24 protein-coding genes and 1 pseudogene are annotated in these 23,256 nt (G+C 44.2%); 15 read left to right on the top strand and 10 right to left on the bottom strand.

The genetic code is table 11. The annotated features are described in order from the left end of the window. The first annotated feature begins 11 nt into the window (after positions 1–11). Both PN462_RS09560 and stpA read left to right on the top strand, forming a co-directional pair. Positions 12–2,651 carry a hypothetical protein gene (locus PN462_RS09560; protein WP_272127909.1) on the top strand — a complete coding sequence of 880 codons (2,640 nt, stop codon included), beginning with the start codon at positions 12–14 and terminating at the stop codon, positions 2,649–2,651. Between the two features lie 200 nt (positions 2,652–2,851). Further along, entirely contained in the window at positions 2,852–4,108 is a 1,257-nt protein-coding gene (stpA, locus tag PN462_RS09555) for a glucosylglycerol 3-phosphatase (RefSeq protein WP_272127907.1), read from the top strand. Positions 4,109–4,363: 255 nt separating this feature from the next. On the opposite strand, the gene PN462_RS09550 is transcribed toward stpA, so the two are convergent. Together PN462_RS09550 and PN462_RS09545 are read right to left on the bottom strand one after the other, a co-directional pair. Beyond that, positions 4,364–4,564 carry a hypothetical protein gene (locus PN462_RS09550; protein ID WP_272127905.1) on the bottom strand — a complete coding sequence of 67 codons (201 nt, stop codon included), beginning with the start codon at positions 4,562–4,564 and terminating at the stop codon, positions 4,364–4,366. A gap of 65 nt (positions 4,565–4,629) precedes the next feature. Next, complete coding sequence (locus tag PN462_RS09545) at positions 4,630–5,361, bottom strand: carbonic anhydrase (RefSeq protein ID WP_272127902.1); 732 nt, start codon at positions 5,359–5,361, stop codon at positions 4,630–4,632. A gap of 89 nt (positions 5,362–5,450) precedes the next feature. On the opposite strand from PN462_RS09545, the gene sfsA reads away from it, so the two are divergent. The 10 genes from sfsA to PN462_RS09495 all read left to right on the top strand — a co-directional run bounded on the left by sfsA (position 5,451) and on the right by PN462_RS09495 (position 12,909). Continuing rightward, a complete protein-coding gene (sfsA, locus tag PN462_RS09540) occupies positions 5,451–6,194 on the top strand; it encodes a DNA/RNA nuclease SfsA (RefSeq protein ID WP_272127900.1) in 744 nt (247 codons plus the stop codon). A gap of 185 nt (positions 6,195–6,379) precedes the next feature. Then, positions 6,380–7,066, top strand: coding sequence for a DcrB-related protein (locus tag PN462_RS09535; protein WP_272127899.1), 687 nt, complete (start codon positions 6,380–6,382; stop codon positions 7,064–7,066). Between the two features lie 95 nt (positions 7,067–7,161). Next, the gene (locus tag PN462_RS09530; protein WP_272127898.1) at positions 7,162–7,884 is read left to right on the top strand and encodes a hypothetical protein; all 723 of its coding nucleotides are present in this window, start codon (positions 7,162–7,164) and stop codon (positions 7,882–7,884) included. Between the two features lie 227 nt (positions 7,885–8,111). Then, on the top strand, positions 8,112–9,035 hold the full coding sequence (locus tag PN462_RS09525; protein WP_272127897.1) for an NAD(+) kinase: 924 nt from the start codon (positions 8,112–8,114) through the stop codon (positions 9,033–9,035). 176 nt (positions 9,036–9,211) lie between these two features. Beyond that, complete coding sequence (locus tag PN462_RS09520) at positions 9,212–9,823, top strand: alpha/beta hydrolase (RefSeq protein WP_272127896.1); 612 nt, start codon at positions 9,212–9,214, stop codon at positions 9,821–9,823. Between the two features lie 50 nt (positions 9,824–9,873). Further along, positions 9,874–10,614 carry a DUF554 domain-containing protein gene (locus PN462_RS09515; RefSeq protein WP_272127894.1) on the top strand — a complete coding sequence of 247 codons (741 nt, stop codon included), beginning with the start codon at positions 9,874–9,876 and terminating at the stop codon, positions 10,612–10,614. Positions 10,615–10,722: 108 nt separating this feature from the next. Then, positions 10,723–11,214 (top strand): hypothetical protein, encoded by a 492-nt coding sequence (locus PN462_RS09510; RefSeq protein ID WP_272127893.1) that lies wholly within the window; start codon positions 10,723–10,725, stop codon positions 11,212–11,214. Positions 11,215–11,404: 190 nt separating this feature from the next. Continuing rightward, positions 11,405–12,118, top strand: a complete 714-nt coding sequence (locus tag PN462_RS09505) for a pentapeptide repeat-containing protein (protein WP_272127892.1) — start codon at positions 11,405–11,407, stop codon at positions 12,116–12,118. 76 nt (positions 12,119–12,194) lie between these two features. Further along, positions 12,195–12,476: a PqqD family protein gene (locus PN462_RS09500; RefSeq protein ID WP_272127891.1), complete on the top strand. Its 282-nt coding sequence runs from the start codon at positions 12,195–12,197 to the stop codon at positions 12,474–12,476. Position 12,477: 1 nt separating this feature from the next. After that, positions 12,478–12,909, top strand: coding sequence for a lasso peptide biosynthesis B2 protein (locus PN462_RS09495; protein WP_272127890.1), 432 nt, complete (start codon positions 12,478–12,480; stop codon positions 12,907–12,909). Positions 12,910–13,242: 333 nt separating this feature from the next. Here the strand turns inward: PN462_RS09495 and yhdJ are convergent. Then, positions 13,243–14,091, bottom strand: a pseudogene (gene yhdJ / locus PN462_RS09490) (adenine-specific DNA-methyltransferase). Positions 14,092–14,124: 33 nt separating this feature from the next. Beyond that, positions 14,125–14,376, bottom strand: coding sequence for a type II toxin-antitoxin system Phd/YefM family antitoxin (locus tag PN462_RS09480; protein ID WP_272127888.1), 252 nt, complete (start codon positions 14,374–14,376; stop codon positions 14,125–14,127). A gap of 370 nt (positions 14,377–14,746) precedes the next feature. Between PN462_RS09480 and PN462_RS09475 the strand changes: the two genes are divergently transcribed. Next, positions 14,747–15,940, top strand: a complete 1,194-nt coding sequence (locus PN462_RS09475) for a hypothetical protein (RefSeq protein WP_272127887.1) — start codon at positions 14,747–14,749, stop codon at positions 15,938–15,940. Positions 15,941–16,051: 111 nt separating this feature from the next. Here PN462_RS09475 and PN462_RS09470 read toward each other — a convergent pair whose 3' ends face one another. The 6 genes from PN462_RS09470 to PN462_RS09445 form a co-directional block, all read right to left on the bottom strand. Further along, complete coding sequence (locus tag PN462_RS09470) at positions 16,052–16,333, bottom strand: hypothetical protein (protein ID WP_272127885.1); 282 nt, start codon at positions 16,331–16,333, stop codon at positions 16,052–16,054. After that, positions 16,314–16,592 (bottom strand): BrnT family toxin, encoded by a 279-nt coding sequence (locus tag PN462_RS09465; RefSeq protein WP_272127884.1) that lies wholly within the window; start codon positions 16,590–16,592, stop codon positions 16,314–16,316. Before PN462_RS09465 ends, PN462_RS09470 begins: the two co-directional genes overlap by 20 nt. Before the next feature lie 60 nt (positions 16,593–16,652). After that, entirely contained in the window at positions 16,653–19,103 is a 2,451-nt protein-coding gene (locus PN462_RS09460) for a DEAD/DEAH box helicase (RefSeq protein WP_272127882.1), read from the bottom strand. Between the two features lie 49 nt (positions 19,104–19,152). Continuing rightward, positions 19,153–19,446, bottom strand: a complete 294-nt coding sequence (locus tag PN462_RS09455; protein ID WP_272127881.1) for an HNH endonuclease — start codon at positions 19,444–19,446, stop codon at positions 19,153–19,155. Between the two features lie 143 nt (positions 19,447–19,589). Further along, a complete protein-coding gene (locus tag PN462_RS09450; RefSeq protein ID WP_443029130.1) occupies positions 19,590–20,285 on the bottom strand; it encodes a response regulator transcription factor in 696 nt (231 codons plus the stop codon). Between the two features lie 242 nt (positions 20,286–20,527). Then, a complete protein-coding gene (locus tag PN462_RS09445) occupies positions 20,528–21,004 on the bottom strand; it encodes a hypothetical protein (protein ID WP_272127878.1) in 477 nt (158 codons plus the stop codon). A gap of 166 nt (positions 21,005–21,170) precedes the next feature. On the opposite strand from PN462_RS09445, the gene PN462_RS09440 reads away from it, so the two are divergent. Both PN462_RS09440 and PN462_RS09435 read left to right on the top strand, forming a co-directional pair. After that, positions 21,171–21,401 (top strand): hypothetical protein, encoded by a 231-nt coding sequence (locus tag PN462_RS09440; RefSeq protein WP_272127877.1) that lies wholly within the window; start codon positions 21,171–21,173, stop codon positions 21,399–21,401. A gap of 41 nt (positions 21,402–21,442) precedes the next feature. After that, positions 21,443–22,906 carry a DASH family cryptochrome gene (locus PN462_RS09435; protein WP_272127876.1) on the top strand — a complete coding sequence of 488 codons (1,464 nt, stop codon included), beginning with the start codon at positions 21,443–21,445 and terminating at the stop codon, positions 22,904–22,906. The last annotated feature ends 350 nt before the right edge of the window (positions 22,907–23,256 follow it).

Below are 23,256 nucleotides of genomic sequence, written 5' to 3'. Positions count from 1 at the left end.
AGGAGCGAACCATGAACCCCTTAGAACAACTCTCTCTAGAAATTAACCAAGTTAATAAGCAACTGCAATTAAACTTTGAAAGTCTGCCAGCATTACAACAACAGAAACAGACCCTAGAACAATCTTATCAAATATTATTAGAGAAAACACAAGAAACTCAACTCATTCTTCAACAACTGCAAGCAGCCCATAACAAAATGATGCTTGCCCAAGGAACAAAAGCTGTGGTTGGCCTCGCAACAATGTTGTTATTTGATGGAGATGGAGATGATGGGGGATGGTTCAGTGGTATTATTGAGGAAATGATTAATGAAATAGGTGAAGAATTATTCGATCAGGCATTAGCTGAATTTTTTCAAGAAACTTTAAAAGATGCTAGTGGAATTCAGACCTTATTACAAAGTTATCAGACAATTGAGCAGCAAATTGAGTCATCCATCCCTAAAATCCAAGAATTAATTGATTTAGCTAACTTTTGCTTGCAGAATGAAACGATCTGTCACTGTATTGAAATTCAAGATACATCAGAAATCCAGTATTCAGAAAAACTCACCTACTTAGTTAGTCAAATTCAATTAATTTTCCCTTTCCATCAGTCCCCCTCGCTCGCAAATCAGTTGTCCAAAAACGAACAAAGTATTAAAGAAATCGAAAAAATAAAAATATTTTTTCAAAAAACAATAAAAGAATTAGAGCAAAGCGATGATAATAAAATCACAGGGTCATCTATTGAGATGCTGTTTACTCTATTCTCAAAACGATTTAAAAAACTGCAATACGAACCATCAGGGATGATCTTGGTATATATTGATGATACCAGTCAATCTTTCCCCGACATCAAGACGCAAGTAAAAAAATTAATTGATCAATATTCTTTCTGTTTGGCACAAGCCCAAAAACTCCAAACTTTATTCCAAAATTTTCCTCAAGATACTAAAATTAAAAAACTTTTGCGAGCGAATTTACCCGCACGAAATATCGAAGCAATTAATGAGAAAGTTATTAAACGAGTCACTCAAACAACCCATCATTTAGAGTTAAGTAAACCTGAAGCCAGCTTACAGAAAATCAAAAAACTTAAAACGCTAAAAAAACAAGCCCAAAAAATTCAAACTCATTTACAATCTTCGATTAAACGGTATAAAAACTGCAATCAATTCCCACTTTCTCTTGAGTCCTTAGCCTCCCTACTATTTCTTCTCGGACAATCTATTACTCAAGTCGGACTCAATTCAGAGGGAAAGTTAACAATTTACTATCAAACAGAAACTTTAGAACTCGAACAACTGCTAACAATTTTAAAAGAGTTTCAGAATCAACTCCATAAGGCTCTGGTTCAAGCTAATTCACTGATTCAACTGGGTGAGTCTTGCTTGACGAATACAAAATTTTTACAAATTTATAAAAAATCTCCTGCTCCTCTCTCGTTTCCAGAATATCAAGAACAGTGTGAACAGTTAACCGATCGCATCGCCACTTGTAAATTTAAAGACTTTCAATTAAAACCCCTGAGAGTGCAAGTTTCGCACTTAAAAGAAACCGTAGAACAGCTTCAACAGTCCCAACAAAAACTCCAACAATTAACGCAACGAAAAGATAGTCAAACGGGATTTATTTTAGACATACCCACTCTCAAACTCTTTATGTCGATCTTTGGTCGTGTCACTGCTCTTGGCTATGATCTAGAAGGAAATCTAATCCTTGTGCAAGGGGGAAAGAAATGGGTGGGAAAAGAATGCTTAGACCAATGCGATCGCTTGACCCAAGACCTAGCCCCCTATTTAACAACCGGACAACAAAAATTAGCCTTTGGAACACGCTGCTTAAACGACAGTCAATTTCGACGGGAACAAATTCGTCAACAACAACAGAAAAAACGCCTCAAACAAGGCGCGATCGCAGCCGGAATCTTAATCACCCTCAGCTACACCGGAATAACCGTAGAGCGGAGTCTGCAAACCCACGAAACCTACACAGAAATTCAAGCCACCCTCTCCACCCTTCCTCCCCTCGATCAACTCGAAACCCTCGAAGCCTTACAATCCGCTCAAACCCAACGCCAAACCGCCATTCAAGAGTTAAAACAAATCCCCAACCTCCCCGGTTCTGCTTATAGTCAAGCCCAACAAACCATTACCACCACCCAACATCAATTACAAACCCTCAACAACCAACTCCAACAGGTCGAAAAAGCCCAAAAACTCATCCAAGACGCAACCCAGCGCACCCCTAACCCTCCCTATCCTTTAGACGTTTGGCAAGAAGCAGAAAAGCAACTCACAGAAGCCCTACAACTTCTGAAACATATCCCTTCTGATACCTTTAGTCTGACCACCATTTCCCAACAAATCAACCAGTCCGAAAAGCAACTTGCAACGGTTCAAAACCAGATCAAGAGGGAACAAAACGCCGCCAACGCTTTTCAAAATACCCAAACCTTATTTGCCGATATTGAAAATCAAGTTGATACCTTTGGGGAACTGGCAGCAGATTCCATCACCTTGCAAAATCAATGTCAACAACTACAACAGGCACTCAATGGGATTCCCAAAAATACCTCGATTTATAAACAAAATTCTCGATTCATTAAAGATCAAATTGCTTACTGTACTTTACTGCGAACTGAACCCAAACTAGCTGTACAACGGTAAAATTAAAGTAGAAAAGGTAAAGCAATTTCAAAAGAGAATCGAAGATTAATCGGTCACGCATTTAAGTGGGGATATCTGAGCGACCAAGATGGTTGCACTACAAGGTTTTTGCCATTACTTCTATTTAGATTTTAAGGATGAACAGATTACCCCAGAAAGTGCTACAGTGCAAACTGTAGCTTAACTCACCGAAAACAACCGTGACCGCTTTACATCAAACCGCCCTCTCCCTCGACCACGACACCCTACAACAACTCTGGACTGAAACCGAAAACCTGTTAATCATTCAAGACCTCGATGGGGTGTGTATGGGGTTGGTCAAAAACCCGCTAACCCGGGAAATTGATCTCAATTATGTTAAAGCCACCCGTTCCTTTGATGGTCATTTTTACGTCCTCACCAATGGGGAACATATTGGGACGAGAGGGGTTAACCGCATTATCGAGAAAAATGCCGACCCCCAAACCCTCCAACAACAAGGCTTATATTTACCGGGTTTAGCGGCTGGGGGAGTTCAATGGCAAGACCGTCAGGGGAATGTCTCTCACCCCGGTGTGACGGATGCAGAAATGCAGTTTTTAGAAGCCGTTCCCCAACAAATTGAACAGTGCTTGCAACAGTTTTTTACCCAACAATCTGAGGTTTTAGACCCTTCAGTTTTACAAACTTGTATAGATGCCTCGGTGTTAGATAATAAAGTCTCACCGACGGCCAATTTAAACATTTTTTATGAACATTTGAGTCATCGTCCCCAGGTGTATATGGACTTACAACAAGCCATGCACCAACTCATGCAGCAACTTCTCACTGATGCGGCCCAACAAGGACTCGCAGACTCTTTCTTTGTCCATTATGCTCCCAATTTAGGGCGAGATGACCAAGGGTTAGAAATTCTGCGGCCTGCTACCCCAACGGACTCCGGCACAACGGATTTTCAGTTTATGTTACGGGGGGCGATTAAAGAAGCGGGAGTGTTAGCAATTCTCAATCGTTACTATGGCCAACGCACTGGAACATATCCCTTGGGAGAACAGTTTAGTGTGCGAGAAACGCCGAAGGATCATGAAGCATTGTTAGAGATGGTTAAGAAGAATTTTGATCCCGCAGAAATGCCGTTAATGGTGGGGGTGGGGGATACGGTGAATAGTACCGTGATTGATAATAATGGCCAATTCGATGTGCGTCGGGGAGGCAGCGATCGCAATTTTCTCCAACTCATTCAAGATATCGGCAACACCTTCAATACAGGCAATTTAGTGGTTTATATTGATAGTTCTGGTGGCGAAGTCAAAAACCGGAAACCCATTAAATTAGTCGAACAAAACGGCACAACCCAAGCAGTAGAAGGCCCAGGTGATTCCAGAGACACTGATGATCCTTTAACCTTAAATGTGGTTTTTCCCCAAGGCCATCGTCAGTATATTGAGGTATTCTGTAAAGCAGCAGCTAATCGGTAAAGAAACCCAATTCAATCCACCCAAAAGCCTAGGAGTAACCCCCACGACTAAAAGGGAAACCCCGTTACAATGGGTGAAATGAGTCTTTTCTCAGGGGAGTTCATCAATTCCCCTGACTCATCCATCAAAGGGCTAAAATAACGGGTTAATTTCACTATTTTTTAAGCTCTAAAGAGCTTACTACGAACGGATACGAATTAAACCCATTATTAATTAAAAAAGAGGGACATTGCCAAGAATATCCCTCCTCACTATTTAGATTTCATCGGGAATCACCCATTTGGGAGGTTCTAGCATTTTTTTCCGACGGGCTTCTTCGGCAATTTCGTGAATTTTATCCATTGAGGTACTGTGAATAAATTGAGAAGCCTGTTTTCCGTATTCCTTATTGGGGCATTTATCCCCCAATACGCAACCATTGACACAGGCTTCTGCACAGTTAATTTGAGTTTCCATAATTGTACGGGCTATAACTCTCTTTACAAATTGTAACAAAACCGTGATAGAGAAATAAGACTTCCTTAATAAGTTCCCCGATAAATACGGTTTGCCTGCTCTGGGGATAACCAATTGGGGGTTGGGTGGTCATCCGGTTCATGTTCAATCAAATCTTCCGGTTTCATGGGTTGGAGAGCGCTCGACGGGGCGACATAGGCATGACGCACGGCATCATAAGCGTACACTGCCCCATTCTCAATGTGATAGACCCAGGCATGGAGATTTAATTTCCCCTGTCGTAAGCGGGAATGAACAATGGGATAGGTGCGTAAATTCTCAATTTGTGAGAGGACGTTTTCTGCTACCGTAATATCTAGTAAATCATCCCCTTGTAAAGTGGAATAATTTTCCTTGACTAACCGCCGGGTGGCTTCTCCCTGTTTTAACCAGTCATACACTAGAGGCATTTTTTCCTCTAGCTCATCCAGTTTGAGTAACCCTTTCATGGCCCCACAGTAGGAATGGCCACAAACAATAATATCCTCAATCCCTAAAGCAGCGATCGCATACTCCATTGCCCCCCCTTCACCTCCATTTGTCGCCCCATAGGGAGGGATCATATTACCCGCATTGCGAATGACAAACAACTCTCCCACTTGGGCATTGGTGATTAAATTGGGATCAACCCGAGAATCCGAACAAGTAATAAACAAAGCCCTAGGATGCTGTCCGTGAGCGAGTTGCTCAAAAAGTTCTTGATGTTTGCTAAAATAATCGGTCTGAAAATGTCGCAGACCCTTAATCAGTTTTTCCACGTTGAAAAGGCCAACCTAAACCTAATATTTGTCCCATCCCTATTAAACCAGATTGTCTCCCCCTATCCCCCGATAAATTACTTAACACAATGTCCAATTCTTTAATTTACCAATACCCTCCCTTACAAGCGGGAATTCTCCAGAAACGCTATAAACGCTTCTTTGCAGATATTCAGCTAGACTCTGGAGAAACCATCACCGCCCATTGTCCCAACACAGGGCCCATGACGGGACTGTATTTACCTGGAAACCCGGTGCAGGTGTCCTCTCACGACAACCCGAAACGTAAATTAAAATATACTTGGGAAATGATCCAAGTCAACGACACCCAACCTACTTGGGTGGGGGTTAATACCGGACTCCCCAACCGGGTGATTCGTCATTTACTCGAAACCCACCAACTCCCCGAACTCGCTCATCGTTATGATAGAGTGCAGCGTGAGGTGAAATATGGTCAAGACCAGAAAAGTCGGGTTGATTTTTTGCTCACGTCAGACAACCCAGAGCATCCTCCGATTTATGTGGAAGTGAAAAGTGCCACTTTAGTTGAGGGAAGAATGGCATTATTTCCTGATACGGTCACTACGAGAGGCCAAAAGCATCTCAAGGACTTAATGGCCGTACAACCGGACGCAAAGGCGGTGATTTTATATTTTATCAATCGAGGGGATTGTCCCACCTTTGCCCCAGGCGATCGCGCCGATGCCACCTATGGCCAACTCCTCCGCCAAGCCTATCACGAAGGCGTAGAAGTCCTCCCCTACCGCTTTGAGATTACCCCCAACGGGATTAAGTTTTTGGGGTTAGCGGAATTTGTTGTGGATAATGGATAATTGATAATGGATAATTGATAATTCATTAATCCTTGATCTCCCCCATCTCCCCCACCTCCCGACGCTCCCGACCCTCCTGATCCAGCAAGCATAAGTGAAGATAGAAATGCTAGTATTATTCGGGGATCAACCCAAACCCATTAACTTATTGCTCTTTACTGCTTTAGAATACTCTCTTAGTTTCTATGATCCGAACCTTCCAAGGACTGTTGTTATTGAGTTTTTGCCTTATCAGTGTGTGGGGATGTAACGCTGAAACTAAACCCCAAAATCAAGCGACAGCAAGCTCAACCACCGCCACAGAAAATGAAGTTCAGTCCACTTTAGAGGTTGAACCGAATCCGAATTTTGCCTCCCTAGAAGGCAAAGGCATTACCCTTGATCTACCCAAAGGGTTTGAGGGGGGTGATCCCCGTGACGATATTGAAGATATTGCCCAAAACCTCGAAGGAGCAGGGGAAAAATATCAAAATTTAAGTGAAGCATTACGGGCCAGTCAAAAATCGGTGCAATTGATCGCCTTTGATACAGAAAACTCCCAATCGGGGTTTGTAACGAATGTGAATGTAACTCAACAACCGTTACCTGAAGATGTGGAGTTTGATCAACTGATGGATGGGGTGGTGAGTCATTTACAGGAGTTGGGGTATGAGATCGAGGAACAAAATGCGATCGCCATTCACGATCAAACCACCGGCCAACTCGTCGTCAACATCCAAGCCGGAGAAACCCAAATCAGTCAATTAGTGTACGCCATTCCCAACCAAGACGAATTTTGGCTGGTCACCTACTCCACCCCCAGCAATGAATTTGAGCAGCGACGGGAAGACTTTGAGCAAAGTATCGTCACCTTTAGTCCCCTTGAGCCTTAGTTTTTGGTGTGAGAGAATGTCACATTGCTCCAACAGAAGCGGGTATCCAAGTTAAGCTGAAAGATGAGGATCACATCATAAGGAACACAAAATCCATGGCACACCTGTTACGGGGATTGGTCATTAGTCTTCTACTGGTGGGGAGTTTAGTGGCTTGTAGTGAACAGCCTAACGACACCTCCACCAGTCCAGAGAATACCAGCACCGCTAGCCCCAGTCCAGACCCTGAACCCCAAACCCCAGTTGCAGACCAGGAAAATCCCGGTGAAACCGCTACAGAGGCCGACTGGCAAGCGATTCAGGGGGAAGGCATCTCGATTAACTTACCCAATCATTATGCAGGTGGCAATCCTCGCACTGATTTGGAGTCCATTGAAACAAAATTAAAAGAAGCGGCCCCAGAATATGTCGATCGCTTGCAAGCCTTAAAAAATAATCCCAACGCCTTAGCCCTCGTGGCCTTTGACTTTAAGGGAGACACCCCCGAACAATTCACCCATGTTAATGCGGCCTCGGAAGCGGTCCCAGAGGACATTACCCTCGAAAATTATTTAGAGGCGGTAGGTCAAACCTTGTCGCAACTGTACACTATCGAACAACAAGAAGTGGTCCCCGTGGGAGACTATCAAGCGGGAAAAATTCTTGGCGAAGTTGAAGCCAATAATACAACCATGAAACAACTTTTCTATATGATCCAACAAGGAGAACGATTCTGGATCGTCACCTATGCTACCTCTGCGGACCAATTTACCGACCGTTTACCGGAATTTGAACAAAGTATCCAAACGGTACAAATCGACCCAGAAACGCCCAGTTAACCCAGAGAGGATGCAAAAGACGATTGAGGAGTAATCTGCTATCAACCCGAAGATTGATGACTCTCGGTGAAACTAAAAATCGCTGAAAATTGGCTAAAAGCCTTACAGTGATTAGTTTCTGACCACTTTTTCCGGCAAACTTCCTCCTGGCTTCAACATCTGCCCTCTGCCCTCTGCCTTCGGATACTGATTACTGATTACTGGTTACTGTTTACTGTTTAGACCCAATGCAGCTTAAACAAGTCATTATCATTCATAAAGCGAAAGATTCCCAAAGTGAAGCCGCCGCCGAAAAATGCGCTCGTTATTTTGAGAAAATGGGCGTTAATGTGTTGATGGGCCCCAGTGGGGTGAGTGATAACCCCTATCCGGTGTTTTTGGCTTCCCTCTCCCAAAAAATTGATTTAGCCATTGTGTTGGGGGGAGATGGGACGGCCTTGGCCGCGGCCCGACATTTGGCCCCAGAAGGGATTCCTATTTTGGCGGTGAATGTGGGCGGCCATTTAGGGTTTTTAACTGAACCCATGGATACTTTTGGCAATTTAGAGGAGGTGTGGGATCGTTTAACCAGCGATCATTATGCAGTCCAACGGCGGATGATGGTTCAAGCCTATTTGTTAGAAGGGAATCATGGCAATATTGAACGGGCCAGCGATCGCTATTTAGCCTTAAACGAAATGTGTATTAAACCGGCCAGTATCGACCGGATGCCCAGTTCGATTCTGGAAATGGAAGTGGACGGGGAAGTGGTGGATCAGTATCACGGCGACGGTTTAATTGTCTCCACCCCCACCGGATCAACCTGTTATAATGCCTCCGCCAACGGACCAATTATCCATGCAGGAATGGAAGCGATGGCCGTTACCCCCATTTGTCCCTTGAGTTTATCCATTCGCCCCATTTTGTTACCACCGGGGTCCGTGGTGAATATTTGGCCGTTATGTGACCCTCAATTAAACACTCGTCTCTGGATGGATGGGGTATTAGCCACACAAATCTGGCCAGGGCAACGCATTTGCGTCCGTAAAGCGGAATGCCAAGCCACCTTTATCATCCTGCGAGAGAAACATTCGTTTTATCACACCTTACGGGAAAAACTCCACTGGGCGGGGACTCGGGTTCAATACAATAACAATAACCATCAAGGTTAAGAGTCATTCATCCATCCGTTTGAAACGGATGGATGAATGACTGATTTTTCTGTAATCTGCTAGAACATTTCCCTAACTGCCAATCTTTCCGAAGGATTGTGTCAAGATGATAGAAAGACAGGAATCGCAATTCATTTGCGGTTTTTTGCTTATGTAACGTTGGGGAGAGTTGGCCTATGTCTCTTGATGCAATCTCGATTCCCCCATCCAGTGGGAAACCTGCCAAAAAACTCTTAGTGGCCCTTCACGGGTGGGGGGCAAACCTCCATGACTTTGTGGCCTTGGCCCCCATGTTCAATTTGCCGGACTATCAGTTCGTCTTTCCGAACGCCCCGTTCGCCCATCCTCACGTTCCAGGGGGGCGAGCGTGGTATGCTCTAGAGAGTGGGGATTATACGGGATTAGAGAAAAGTCGTTTTTTGTTGTTGCATTGGTTGCGATCGCTAGAAGCCACTACAGACATTCCTCTCCCGCAAACGGTGTTAATTGGCATTTCCCAAGGGGGGGCAATGGCTCTCGATGCCGGGTTACAATTACCCTTAGCCGGAGTCTGTAGTTTAAGCGGCTATCTCCACCACCCTCCCCAACCCCAATCTACCCCTTTTCCCCCCGTGTTATTAGTCCATGGCCGTCAAGATATGGTTGTCCCCCTCCAAGAAGCCTATAAAACCAAGGAACAGTTATTAGAGTCTGGGGTCAAGGTGGACTATCATGAGTTAGATATGGGCCATGAGGTCATTTCCCCCGCTTTAAATGTTATTCAACATTTTATTTTGATTAATAATTAGGTTTTTTGTTATTTGTATTCCCTATTCCTCCAAATATTAATTAAACTAAAATGTCATTTTTTCTGAAAACCAGTGGGACTTGGATTAATATTGCAACAGTCCTTTTCGGGACAATGGTGGGGGTATTATTACAGCATCGACTGCCGGAGAAAATGCGACGCATTATTACTCAAGGAGTAGGGTTATTAACCTTGTGGTTAGGGGTTTCTATGGCCGGGAGTTTGTCAGAGTCTCAGGGTGGGGCCGTGGATGGGGCGATTTTAGGATTAGGGGCAATTACATTAGGCGGTATAATCGGCGAATGGGCCCAACTTGAAGACCGATTAACGCAACTGGGAGATGGGCTAAAACACCGTTTTCGCGGTAAAGGACAGTTTACAGAAGGGTTTATGGCCAGTAGTTTATTATTCTGTATTGGGCCCCTGGCCTTTCTGGGCAGTCTTAATAATGGTTTGACGGGGGATAATACGTTATTAGTGTTGAAAGCGTCCATGGATGGTTTTGCTGCGATCGCGCTAACCAGTAGTTATGGCATCGGCGTAGGCTTCTCCACCTTATCCATCTTACTCTATCAAGGCGGACTCTCCCTCACCGCCGGAGTCTTTGCCACCCTCATCCCCAACCCCGAAACTGATCCCCGTCTTGCATTAATTACTGGAGTTGGGGGATTAATGATTATTGGGTTAGGGCTGAATTTACTTGATGTGGCCAAAATTCGAGTTGCCTCCTTTTTACCTGCCATTCTCCTGGCCCCTTTCCTCTATCATCTCGCCATCTGGCTGAGTGGATAATAGATAATGGATAATAGATAATTAGTAAGTATTCAGATATTGTTAATTTGTTCGTAGTACGCCCTAAGTGAACGTCCTTGAGCGACTGACAGTATCACAATAGATTTTATGAAATATTTAACCCGTCTGATCCCCTTCTTAGGAGTCTTATTAGTCAGTTGTACCTCTCAACCCCCCTCTGAACCTGTTGCCTCTCCCGTTTCCCCCTCCACCACGTTAGACGTTCCCAATGTCTCCTTTACCGTGGAGGCCGAAGGAGGGAACTGTCCAGAGGCCATTGGCTTATGGGAATTGATGCTAGGGTTTGAAGGGGGGGCAGATCATACCGTTATCGCCGATTTTAGCCCCATTGCGAAACTCCCTGTAAAAATTGTCCAATCTCAAGACCGTCTGGTGATGTATCAAGCCCCATTACAGGAAGAATACAGCAGTTGTACAGGGATTGCCCAGTCCGAAGCGTTGACCATGTATGCTTTTCGCTTCAGAGAAGGAAACCTGCAATTTACAGTCGATTTAACCCAAGGGCAAGGCTACCGGAACATTCGTTACGCGGATATCTCCGCCAACCGTCCCTATGTTCATTGGCGAGCAGCCAATTAAAAATTAACTAGGGTTTTCCCGGTTTCTGTTAAGATTCCACTGAATACCCTAGATAATCGCTGCCGTTGGCTTCGGTTGGGTTCTCCCGAAACCGATGGTAAGCCCGAACGGGCTAACGATTCGCACAAGTTCTCCTCACATTTTGAGATAAAATTCAGTTTGATCTAGCACCCCATCTATTCCAAGCAATATGGTTGATAACACCGGAGATATCGAAAGATTACTAGAAACCAAAAAATGCCAAGGCGGCGACCTGAGTCACGCCAATTTAAGCAATTTTGACCTGAGTGGGGCGGACCTGAGTGGGGCTAACCTCTATTGTACAAACCTCAGTGGGGCTAACCTCAGTGGGGCCAACCTCAGTGGGGCTGATCTCAGTTTTGCCAATTTAGTCAATACCGACTTAACGAGAGCAAATGTTAGAGGGGCGGATGCGAAAGGGATTAATCTCTTTGATGCGACGTTGAATGGCACAAATTTAAGCGGAACGGATTTAACCTTTGCCACGTTGGTTCACTCTAGTTTGAGTGAGGCCAATTTGCGGGCGGTTAAGTTGGTTGGGGCGAATTTAATTGGTGCAAAGTTAAATAGTGCAAACCTCAGTAGTGCTGATCTGGGGGGGGCGAACCTGAGTACCGCCAATTTGGTTTCGGCTAAGTTGTTAAGTACGGATATGAGTGAGGCCAAGTTGGTGCGCTCTGATCTCAGTGATGCCAATTTAATTGGGGCGAATTTGACGGATGCAAATTTGTCTAATGCCAATTTACTCAATACGAATTTGGCCAGTGCGTTACTGGTGGGAGCTTATTTAGTGGGGGCGAATTTAATTGGCACTCAGTTGGATAATGCCAAGTTAGAGGGGTCGATTGGTTTAACCACGGAGGGACAATTAGTGGTGAGTTAAACGGTTTCGGGGATAACAGGGAAAACAGGGCGCAGGGTTTTTGAGGTCTTGCGCCTTGATCACGGGTTTTAAGGGTATGCAACCATTTGAGTTAACAGATAAGGTTTCTCTCGCGGAGGAGGTTTTGCTTCAGGAGTTAGCGGGGGAGTCGGTTTTATTGAATTTGGCTAGTGAGTCGTATTTTGGCTTGGATGATGTGGGGACGCGGATGCTCACGGTGTTGCAAGCGTCGGAGTCGATTCAGGGGGCCTATGAGCAGTTGTTGATGGAGTATGAGGTGGAGGCTGAACCGTTGAAGGAGGATTTATTATCGTTTATAGAGATGTTACGGGAGCATGGGTTAGTTGTTGTGGAGTAAGTTGAAAACTGCGCTGTCTTTTTCTGGGCAAGATTGGGGGGTTTTGTGCCTTGCTTGGCTAGGGTTTGGGGTGGTGTGGGTGTTGTTGCCTCGCCGGGGGTTGAAGGGGACTCAGGGGCGATTATTGGGGGTGTATAGACGGTTGTGGGGGGTTAGGTTTTCTTCGGAGGGGGGGGCTGTGCAACGGACGAGGGAGATGGTGCAGGTGGCGGTAGGATATTGGCCGGGGGAGGTGAATTGTTTAGCGCGATCGCTTGTTCTCTGGGCTTTATTACACCGCCAAGGCATCGAAGCCGACTTCCGCATCGGAGTCCGTCAACAAGAGCAATTCACCGCCCATGCTTGGGTGGAATACCAAGGCATCCCTTTAAATGATGTGCCGGAGGTTTATAAGAATTTTGTGGCTTTTGACGGTTCTATTTTAAAAGAGTAAACCGTTATGAAAAAAAACACGGTTCTACTCATTAATATTAAACTCTAACTTACTCTGAATAATAATTTCATTAATTACATTTTGTATTTTATAATTTGAAACAAGAGATGCTAATTTTTGTCGCAAGTCAGGTAAATTGATCACTTAAGACATAAATTGCATAATGATTTCCCAGAGCAGGTCTTGATTTTGAACCTCGATTAGCAGATTTTGTTTTGATGTTGAGATATTGAATTAAGGGACTCTGGTTAAAAATATCATTGGCTACTTCTCCAAATTGTTCGTGTAGAATTTCCAGAATAACTTGGGTAAAAGGGTGATCGTTAGACATTTTTAAAAAAGTTTCAGTTGACCTGTTTTATGTTCTGGCTTTTTATAACTTTTTTGCGGAGGTTGTAATAACTCACCCTGATAATGGGTCATAATCCCTAAACGTCTGAGTCCAATTTTGATATAGTCTTCTTCAATTTCAATACCAATAGATTTTCTACTCAGTTTCTGAGCCACTGCGGATGTTGTAAATGTCCCTGCAAAGGGATCGAGAATTGTATCTCCTACATTACTACTGGCTAAAATAATTCGTTCTAACAAAGCTTCTGGTTTTTGAGTGGGGTGGTCTTCGTATTTTGCCATACGGTAGCGCACTCTGGGAAAATACCACACATTACCAGGGACTTTTTTGGAGTTATAAACGGTGGGGGTTGGTTGACGATAATCAATTAATTTCCGTTTTGCTCCAGTTTTAGCTTCTACTTTAATTGCTTCAGCGTTGAAGGTGTAGCAATTTGGGTTGTTTACGGCATATAAAATTGGTTCATATAAAGAGCCAAAATAGTTTTTAGCCTGCACTCCTGAGCTATCATAATGCCAAATAATTCTCGATAATATTTGAATTTTATCTTGTAAGTAAATATCCAAGTATGGTATAAATTGGGTACTACACATTAAATATATTGTCCCATTGGGGCGTAGTTTTTTGAGACATAACTCAAGCCATTGATAGCACTAATTTAAAAAGATATCTTTATCTGACCATTTATCAGTTGTATTGACATATTTTTTGCCGATATTATAGGGAGGATCAGCAAAAATTAAATGAATGCTTTGGTTTTCTATTTCTTGTTCCAGTATTTTTAAGGTATCTCCTAAGAATACAATGTGATCTTGTCCAAATTTTTTCATTATTCTGTCTATTCACGGAAACCATCTTAAATTTTATCTCAACGCTTGTTCCATTGTGAAAATATCTCCTGCTTCATAGTCCTTGTGTGCTTGTTCTATGTCTGATAATAAATGAGGGTCTTGGAGTAATTCTTGGGTTTCTGTCCAACACTCTAGTTCGTCTTGACTCATCAAGACAAAATTCTGGTCATTCTGCACAATGACAACTCCACCGGGTTCCGTTTTAGCGCGTTCTAAAATTTCTTCTAAGTGTTGTTTGGCGTATTCTAAAGTAACTTGATACATGGATTAGAATGGGGTGTGGGTTTACTTAAATCCAGTATAATGTGTGTTGGGTGGAAAATGTCGAACCACTCATCCAACATGATATCCACCCAAGGCCAAAGGGTGTGGTGCGTTCAACTGAACAACTGAACAACTGAACATCCGTTTAATGCACCCTACAACTTCAAAAATTATATATTTTGTTAAAGAAGTTACCTTGCCGATTACATATTTCTCTGCTACACTCTAAGGAAAAAGTGATGGTTTGAGTCAATAATTCAGTATGATTACTCTGAGTCAATAAATAAATTCAGAATAAAATTAAAAACAAAGAGATATCAAATATCAAACCGTAAAACTAGGTAAATAAATCTTGTGTGAGGTAAAAAATATGGCTAAAGAGCAACCTAGATACAAAGTAGATGAAACTGTTGGCTTCATTCATAAATTTAAACGGTGTGGTAAAATCGTCTATGTTGATGAAAGGCGTAGAGGAAATGGATATAAAGTTAATACGGGGAAAGACAAAATTTATGCTTATGAGAAAGATATTATTTTGATTTCGGCAGATACTCCCATTTGTACGGATACAGTAATGCAAAAAATAGACAAAGTGGGTGAAAGTTTTCCTGCTTATACAGAAAGTGTTAAGGATCAATTAATAGAGTTTTTCAATCAACAAAGTAAGGCAGCAAGAGCGTTTGGGGATTGGGTTTCCAAAGCTTATGATAAGGCTCTTCGTTCTTTTTTCAAAGAAGTCACAGTTGCTCAAAAGAAAGAAATAAATATTATAAATATTATAGTTGTCAATTATAATTATCAACTAGAGTTTCCAGAATCAGAAGTTTCAGATCAAGAAAATAAAGAATCAGAAACTAATGACAAGATTAAGATAGATATAAAGACACTCAAATCACAGTTGCAAAAGACCAAAGAATTAACTTCGCAAGCAATCAAAATTTTAAAAGCAGGAAAACCTGTAAAAAAAAGTCAAACAAGAGGGATACGAACACAATCAAAACAAAATAGCAAAAGAAGTTTTTTAGAGATACTTAAAAGTATAGTTTTCTTAATTATAAAATTAATATTCTGGCTGTTTTGTTACGCATTACTGTTTGATTTTTTGAGGGATTATCCAGACTATTTTTATGGAACAGGTTCTTTATTTGAAGAATGGACTTTATTTCTCTTCTTAGTATTATTGTGGGTAGTTAGTTTGATATCTCCAAGACTTGTAATTAGCTTCAATCGATATCCTGAGCGAGTTAATGTGAGTAAAATTTATATTACATTGGCTTCTATATGGTTTGGAGCAGTTTGTGCTGTATCGAGTGGAATCACAGGACTTAATAGCATTTCAATTGCTATAATATGCGGCTCTATATTGAGATTCTTAGCAATTATGATATATCCAGAAGGTACAGTTTTTGATGAATCATTAGATAATAATCTTGTTATTAAAGAAAGGTGGTGTATAGGTTTACGTTTTTTGTTAGCATCTATAACAGTAGCGATAGTGTTGACCATACTTTCCTTCATATCTCCCAATCTATCATCTAGCTCTTCTTTTCCTGAATCTTTATGAACGCCAATTGCTGTATTGGTTACACTGTGTCTTGCCTAACCTACCACCTAACTCCCCCAATTTAACGCCTCCTATAAGATGTAACGTTTACACATTATTATTAAAAATGACCTAAAGTTTTTGTTTCGCTAAATAATGTTCATCTAAAGAACGCCTCAAAATCATTTTAATCACCGCTTCTCGACTGATATTTAGTGCATTGGCTATCCCATCTAACTCAGTTAACATTATTGCTGGAAGTTCTAATTCAGTTGTCACCATTTCTGCTCTCCGACGAGAGATTGCGGAGTGAGGTTGTCCAACTCGCGTGGTTGCAGGATCAAAATATTGATCAACTATCTCTTCTCCGGCTGCAATTTTTGCTTCTAATTCTTCAATAGAAATGTTGCTCATAAATTTGTCGCTCCCGTTTGGTACTTTTCCAATAAGTGATGAGCCAAATATATTCTCCTTCTTCATCATAGCGAATTTCATAAATTATCGAAAACAATGTATTCTCAAGATAACCAATCGCAATGAATTGTTCAGGCTCATCATTTTTCATTCGCTCCACATAATGTCCTGTAAAAACGAAAGCTACCTCTGATAAAGAGTAGCCTCTTTGATGTTGAAGAAGCTGGCTTTTGGAGTCATCCCAGTCAAATCGCATCATTTTTTAAACAATACAATATTTTTGATCATAAAATAAAAATGTTTTTCTTGGGCGTGGGACTCAACTCCCCCACTTTAACGCCTCCTGTAACTGCATTACATATACTCTCGCTAACCGATAGGCTTCTCGATACTGTTCCTCGGTGTGTTCCGACCAACTGCGGCCTGTTTTCTCTTTGATATGGGCGAAAACTGCTGAATGGAGGAACTGTTGATTGTTTTTAAATTTTACTTCTTCTCCCTTGGCTTTAATTCGTTGCCGTTCTTTCTCTAATAAACTTATGGGAGAGGATAATAATGATGTGCCATTTACTCCGTCGGGGATTAAATGGCGTTGGCGGAAGAGTTCGTAGATTAAACTGCGGACTTGTGCGCCGTAGCGGGACTGGGTTTCGAGTTTTGCTTTGTCGGGACGGGCGACAATATTATCTGGAGGTGGGGTGATTTCGGTTTGGTTGATTTCGGTTTCTAGTCCTTTTAAAAAGACTTCGTAGGCGGCAGGGGGAAGGGTGTCTCGGAGTTTGACTCCGTTGGCGAGAATATCTCCGTCTTCGTCTAAGGAGAGTCCTTTTTGTTGTAGAATTTCTCGCTTTTTGTACTCTTGATAGGAAAGTAATTCATTGCCCACCATTACTTGCCAGTCTAGGTTGACGTGGCTGAGAAATTGGGCATCGGGGAGGGGTTGGGGGGTTCGTTCTCGTTTCACTTTTGCACCTCTGGGTATGTCTGTCCAAGTGGGGGTGATTTGGATTCGTTTTTCGTCTAGGATGGCTTCGATTTGGATATGATAGGTTTGCTGTTGGCGTAGGGTTTCTAGGTGTTGGGTGATTTGATTGACGATTTTTTCTTGGTTATAGGAGGGTTCGGGTTCTTTTAAGAGGAGGGGAGGCTTTACACTTTCTACGTCGGTTTCTGGACTCTTTTCTTTTGCAAAATTGACTTGTTGCGCTACTTCTGTTTTAACAGATTCTACAGAGGCCGAGAGTTGTAAGGTATCCCCCGCTTTTAAGGCGGTGGTGTCGGTGAGGGTTAAGACGGTTTCTCCGGCTTCGTATTCTTGTGCCAAGACGGGGGTTGGACGGGAGGGAGGGAGGTCTTGTAAGGTGTCGCTGTCCACGCCTTGTAAAAATTGTTCAAAGAGGGGACGTATTTGCAGACTTTCGTGGGTGACGACGACTCCCCAGTTGGGATGGTGGAGGTTGGGGAAGTGGCCGGGGGACTCTCCGGGGACGCGGCGAATGATGCGGCCCCATTCTTGTTCGGCGGGGGAGAGGCTTTTGAGGATGCAAAGACAACAACTGACGGAGGCGTAACGGTGGTCAAAGCCAACGCCGACCATGCCACAATGGACTAAGACCCAGAGGTCGCCGTTGTAGAAGCGTTGTAGGATGTCGCTGGGTCGTCCGGCGAGGTCGTAACTGTCGTGGTCGGAGTGGATGATGCCGATGCGGTTTTTCAGGAGGGGGAAGTTGTCTTCTAGGAGTTTGGCGACTCGGTGGGTGTGGGCAATGTTGAGGGCGCGGACTAGCATACTGTGGGGTTGTTGGGTGGTGTCCCGTTTTTTCAGGAGTATTTCTACGGCTTTTTGGAGGACGGGGAGGGAGAAGGTGTCGGCAAAGAGGATTTTGCGAAACCAGAGGCGGTCGAGTTCGGCTTTTTGGAAGAATTCTGCGGGGGTGTAGGCGATTTCTTGACCGTCTTCTTCGATGAGGAAGGCTTGGCTGGTGGCTTCTTGGAGGGTGAGTTTTTTGATGGGGGTGGGGTGGAGTTGCCAGGCTTGTTGCAGGGAGAATTCGTGGTCGGCGAGGGGGGTGTAGCGGAGGAGGGGGTTGCCTTGGGGGTCTTGGTCGGGGATTTGTTGGTATTGGATGTGGGGGAGGGGTTGACTGTCGGAGCGAAATTTTGATCCGGTGAAGTAGGTGAGGAGGGCGTTGGGGAAGTATTGGGTGATGGTGCGGTAGGAGGCGGCGGCGGAGTAGTGGGCTTCGTCGATGATGAGGAGGCCGAGGGTTTGGGGGTTGAGGTCGCCTCGGTTGACGAGGTTGAGGACAAATTGCCGATTGCCGATGAGGATGTCTGCACTGTGCATGGTGTAGGCGTAGCTGTTGAAGTTGCTGGCATCGAGGGCGACTATGGTGGGGGGAGGGAGTCCGATGGGGAGGAGGTTGAGTTGGTAGAGTAGCCAGTCGTTGTATTGGGGGTGGCCTTGGGGGGTGGTGGGGAATTCGCGGAGGGTGCGATCGCGCAAGGTACAATTATCAGACAAGAATAAAACTTGTTGTCCCGACATCCAAGGTGCCAGGATGAAGGGGGTTAGGGTTTGTATGAGGGTTTTCCCTGTCCCCACTCCAGCGAGGATGAGGGCGGCCTGTCTAGGCGTTTGGGTCATTTCGCCTCGTAGGGCTTTTTGATACAGGGCGAGTAATGCGTCCCGTTGATGGGCGTAGAGTCCTGTTTCTGGGCTGACAATGCGGGATAGGATGAGGTCGTGGTGGGTGGTGAAGTAGGACATTTTTGGGTTTTGGGAATGGGTAATGGGTTGTTTATTCTCTCCCTACTGATTACTGATTACTGATTACTATTTGATCTCCTTTTTTTGCATTACATTGCATACATAAGGCTTGTCCATTCCATACTTGCGTTGCCCCTTGTTTGCTGTAGGGGATACGGTGGTCGGCGGCGGTGTTGTTTGGGGTGAGGGGGATGCCGCAGTTTTGGCAGCGATACCCCGCAAGCCTCAGTAGGTGCAGTTTTTGGCTTTGGCTGAAGCAGCGACGCATGGTTTTATACAAATGTACTTTAGAATAAGTGTATTGTATTTTGATTTTTGCGTCAAGTTGTTGGGGTTGCACCACAGAGACACAGAGGACGGGGAGAGGCGGTTTTTTTGAGTCTAAGTTCTATAAAATCTCCCCCAGCCCCCCTTAATAAAAGGGGAAAAGAAGATTATTTAACATTTTGCTTTTTTTTAGATAATTTGGCAGGAATTGGGATTTTTTTAGTCTTCAAATTTATAGCCAACGCCTGTCTCGGTTTTAATGAAGGTGGGGTGGGAGGGGTCGGGTTCTATTTTTTTGCGTAAGCGGCCTACGTGGGTATCGACGACTCGTTCATCTCCGAAAAAGTCATCTCCCCAGAGTTTATCAATGAGTTGGGGGCGGTTCCAGACGCGACCCGGATAACTCATAAAGGTGGATAATAGTTTAAACTCGATGGGGGTGAGGTCTAGGGGTTCGCGTTCTCCGGTGTCTTTGGTTTGTAGGGCGATGTGGCGGTCTAGGTCTAGGGTAAAATGTTGGGTGGTATAGGTGCGTTGGGGTTCGCCGCGTAAGCTGCGACGGAGGAGGGCGCGGACTCTAGCAACCAGTTCTCTAGGGCTGAAGGGTTTTACTAGGTAGTCATCGGCCCCAGTGGAGAGTCCGATCACTCGGTCAATTTCTTCTCCTTTGGCGGTTAACATGAGGATGTAGGGGTCTTTGGGGGTGGTTTGTTGGCGAATGCGAGTACACACTTCTAGGCCGTCTAGTTTGGGTAACATGAGGTCTAGAATGATGAGGTCGGGTTGATAGTCCCAAAAGGCATTGAGGGCTTGTAACCCGTCTTGGGCGAGGTGACAGTTAAAGCCTTCTCGGTTGAGGGTGGTTTGGAGGAGTTGCCCGATTTCTGGGTCATCTTCTACTACTAAGATTGTAATTGTCATTTTCTCCCCTCCATTATTCTACAGTAATCAGTAATCAGTAATCAGTAAACAATTTACAGAAAAATCAGTCAGAAAGCCTTCGATTTTAAATCGAAGGATGAATGACACTTCAAGGCTTTAGCCTTCTGTATCTGCTACAATTACCCATTACCCGTTACCAATCACCAATTCCCCAAAATAAAAGACAAAGTGGGAGATCTCCCACTTTGCCGTTTTTGTGATATTTGCCCTAACTTTCAAGACTTGACAAAACTGACAGGTTTTAAGGTTAGGGAGACGATCTGCTTCCAGGAAATCTTGGTCCAGGGGACTTTGCTGAGTTGAGAGAACCACGTTTGATCGTTGCGTTGCTGAAACTCGTCATTGTCTGAGGAGAATGTGGGACTGATCACATTCTCCTCAGCTACCTTGTCATGGTTTTTGACCTCACTCGGAGGAGTTACGGTAGTTAGTACCGCATTATCGCTGCAAATGGTCATTTCTCCGGTATCTAAGGCATTACGCCATTGACACCCGGTTTTCCAAGCATAAAACTTGGTGGCATTCCAGCGAGGGTTACGAGGATATCCGGCAAAACCAGCACGGAGGGCTGGCACGTTTTCAGTTTTTATTTCAGTTTGGACTTTAACGTTGTCGGACAGTTCAATAATGCGATGAGCTTGAGATTTGCGGGCTGGGTTGTTGTATTCGGGTCGATTGAAGAGTCTGAACACACGCCATCACCTCCTGCTTAATTTGTAAACTGTCAATTGTATTACATAATATTACGAATTGGCGAAGTCCGCAAGGGGCTTTAATGGATTCTTCAGTAATTGTCAAGATTGTTCCGGAAAAAGTGCGATCGCTCACGATTAAGTAAAAAAAAGTGAGCCTAGACTGATGAATCAAATTGCGATCGCTAGAATTTGTTGGAAACTCGGAGAAGAACGAGAAGCGCGAGTCCTCTCCAGAGATGCACACCAAACCACCGTCACCCTCACCCTAGGAGGAGTCCCATGTATCTGGCATTTTTCCACCGAAACCGGAGTCCAACTCCTCGAAAACAGGCAACCTGACCCAGAAGCCAAAGTTTGGTTAAAATTAGGCCATTCCCCAGCCTCGGAGTCTTAGACCCTTCAGGGAAGTCGATGTCATTCCTACAGTAGCGAATTATGTCTGTGCAACGTATCCTCCTCTGGTATCGCCACCACCTCAGACTCCACGACCACGAACCCCTACACCAGGCCCAGCAACAAAACGCACAAATTATCCCCCTCTACTGTTTCGACCCCCGGCAATTTTCGCGCACCTCCTACGGGTTTCCCAAAACCGGATCATTTCGCAGTCAATTTCTCCTTGAAAGTATCGCCAACCTCCGCTACTCCCTCCAGTCCATCGGGTCTAACCTCCTCATTCGTCACGGAAAACCCGAAGACATTATCCCCCAACTCTGTCAAGACCTAGCCATTGATGCAGTGTACTGTTATCAAGAAGTCACCGCAGAAGAAACCTACGTTGAACAACAGATCGAGAACCAACTCCACCCCCTCCATCTCTCCTTAACCCGCTTTTGGGGGTCAACCCTTTCTCATCGAGATGACCTCCCCTTCCCCCCCGAAGACACCCCAGAAGTCTTTACCCAATTTCGCAAAAAACTTGAACAAAATTTCACCATCCGTTCCCCCTTCCCCACCCCAGACACCCTCCCCCCCCTTCCGGAAGTGGACTTAGGCACAATTCCCACCCTTGCCGACTTAGACGTTGAACCCGTTAACCCTGATGACCGAGGGGTTTTACCCTTTCAAGGGGGAGAACGGGCCGGGATGCAGCGTGTGGAGGATTATTTTTGGACCCAAGACCGTTTACAACAGTATAAAAAAACCCGCAACGGGATGTTAGGGCCAGACTATTCCTCGAAATTTTCCCCGTGGTTAGCGTTGGGTTGTCTCTCTCCCCGGTTTATTTATACCCAAGTGCAACAATACGAACAAGAACGAGTCCAAAATCAATCCACCTATTGGTTAATTTTTGAGTTACTCTGGCGAGACTATTTCCGCTATATTTGCGTGAAACACGGCAACGCACTGTTTTACTCCTCTGGACTCCAAGGCATTGAACTCCCGTGGAAAGAGGACTGGAAACGCTTTGATTTATGGCGGGAGGGTAAAACCGGATATCCTCTTGTAGATGCCAATATGCGCGAAATTGCCGCCACTGGGTTCATGTCCAACCGAGGCCGCCAAAATGTTGCTAGTTTTTTAACTAAAAATTTAGGGATTCATTGGTTAATGGGGGCGGAATGGTTTGAGTCGTTATTAATTGATTATGATGTGTGTAGTAATTATGGGAATTGGAATTATGTGGCCGGGGTAGGGAATGATGCGCGAGGGTTTCGTTATTTCAATATCCCCAAACAGTCTAAGGACTATGACCCCCAAGGGAAGTATATCAAACATTGGTTGCCGGAATTAGAACCGTTACCCCCTCATTTAATTCATGAACCCTGGAAGCTATCCCAAGGGGAACAGAAGCAATATGGAGTCCAGTTAGGGGTGGACTATCCCCGTCCTGTGGTGGACTTTTTTAAGTCGGTGAAAACAAATGAAAAAGTATATAAAGAGGCTGTTAGCAATTAACAATAAATACAATGTTTGTAGTAAGTTTTTTAGGGTTAAACCTGTCAAGATATAAGGTTGGGTGTAACGGAGTGAAACCCAACGTTTTTAACTTGGGGATGTTGGGTTACGCTACGCTTCACCCAACCTACAATGAGCTAGAATTAACGGTTAATGTGCCAAGTTGTCTAATAGCTAAAACCCTTTAAAAACGGGTTGAGTGACCGTAACTATTCAGTCCTTAGAATACCAAAAAAAACGTATTTTCAGGCAAATTTAAACTCAAAAAAGGCTTGACTTTGACTTGACAAGGGTGTATATTGATAATGGGAAATAGACGCGCACCTATAGACCCCTTCTCAGCCTAACAA

This window comes from Spirulina sp. CS-785/01, from assembly GCF_028330525.1.
Classification (GTDB): domain Bacteria; phylum Cyanobacteriota; class Cyanobacteriia; order Cyanobacteriales; family Spirulinaceae; genus JAQMSD01.
This window is presented reverse-complemented; position numbering and strand designations above follow the sequence as displayed.

Bases quoted from the DNA above. Each gene is read 5' to 3' on its own strand.
- PN462_RS09470 (WP_272127885.1), bottom strand. From the start codon at position 16,333: ATGAGCAACATTTCTATTGAAGAATTAGAAGCAAAAATTGCAGCCGGA.
- PN462_RS09505 (WP_272127892.1), top strand. From the start codon at position 11,405: ATGGTTGATAACACCGGAGATATCGAAAGATTACTAGAAACCAAAAAA.
- PN462_RS09525 (WP_272127897.1), top strand. From the start codon at position 8,112: ATGCAGCTTAAACAAGTCATTATCATTCATAAAGCGAAAGATTCCCAA.
- sfsA (WP_272127900.1), top strand. From the start codon at position 5,451: ATGTCCAATTCTTTAATTTACCAATACCCTCCCTTACAAGCGGGAATT.
- PN462_RS09440 (WP_272127877.1), top strand. From the start codon at position 21,171: ATGAATCAAATTGCGATCGCTAGAATTTGTTGGAAACTCGGAGAAGAA.
- PN462_RS09515 (WP_272127894.1), top strand. From the start codon at position 9,874: ATGTCATTTTTTCTGAAAACCAGTGGGACTTGGATTAATATTGCAACA.
- PN462_RS09550 (WP_272127905.1), bottom strand. From the start codon at position 4,564: ATGGAAACTCAAATTAACTGTGCAGAAGCCTGTGTCAATGGTTGCGTA.
- PN462_RS09535 (WP_272127899.1), top strand. From the start codon at position 6,380: ATGATCCGAACCTTCCAAGGACTGTTGTTATTGAGTTTTTGCCTTATC.
- PN462_RS09500 (WP_272127891.1), top strand. From the start codon at position 12,195: ATGCAACCATTTGAGTTAACAGATAAGGTTTCTCTCGCGGAGGAGGTT.
- PN462_RS09435 (WP_272127876.1), top strand. From the start codon at position 21,443: ATGTCTGTGCAACGTATCCTCCTCTGGTATCGCCACCACCTCAGACTC.
- PN462_RS09560 (WP_272127909.1), top strand. From the start codon at position 12: ATGAACCCCTTAGAACAACTCTCTCTAGAAATTAACCAAGTTAATAAG.
- PN462_RS09460 (WP_272127882.1), bottom strand. From the start codon at position 19,103: ATGTCCTACTTCACCACCCACCACGACCTCATCCTATCCCGCATTGTC.
- PN462_RS09480 (WP_272127888.1), bottom strand. From the start codon at position 14,376: ATGTATCAAGTTACTTTAGAATACGCCAAACAACACTTAGAAGAAATT.
- PN462_RS09475 (WP_272127887.1), top strand. From the start codon at position 14,747: ATGGCTAAAGAGCAACCTAGATACAAAGTAGATGAAACTGTTGGCTTC.
- PN462_RS09520 (WP_272127896.1), top strand. From the start codon at position 9,212: ATGTCTCTTGATGCAATCTCGATTCCCCCATCCAGTGGGAAACCTGCC.
- PN462_RS09465 (WP_272127884.1), bottom strand. From the start codon at position 16,592: ATGATGCGATTTGACTGGGATGACTCCAAAAGCCAGCTTCTTCAACAT.
- PN462_RS09510 (WP_272127893.1), top strand. From the start codon at position 10,723: ATGAAATATTTAACCCGTCTGATCCCCTTCTTAGGAGTCTTATTAGTC.
- PN462_RS09530 (WP_272127898.1), top strand. From the start codon at position 7,162: ATGGCACACCTGTTACGGGGATTGGTCATTAGTCTTCTACTGGTGGGG.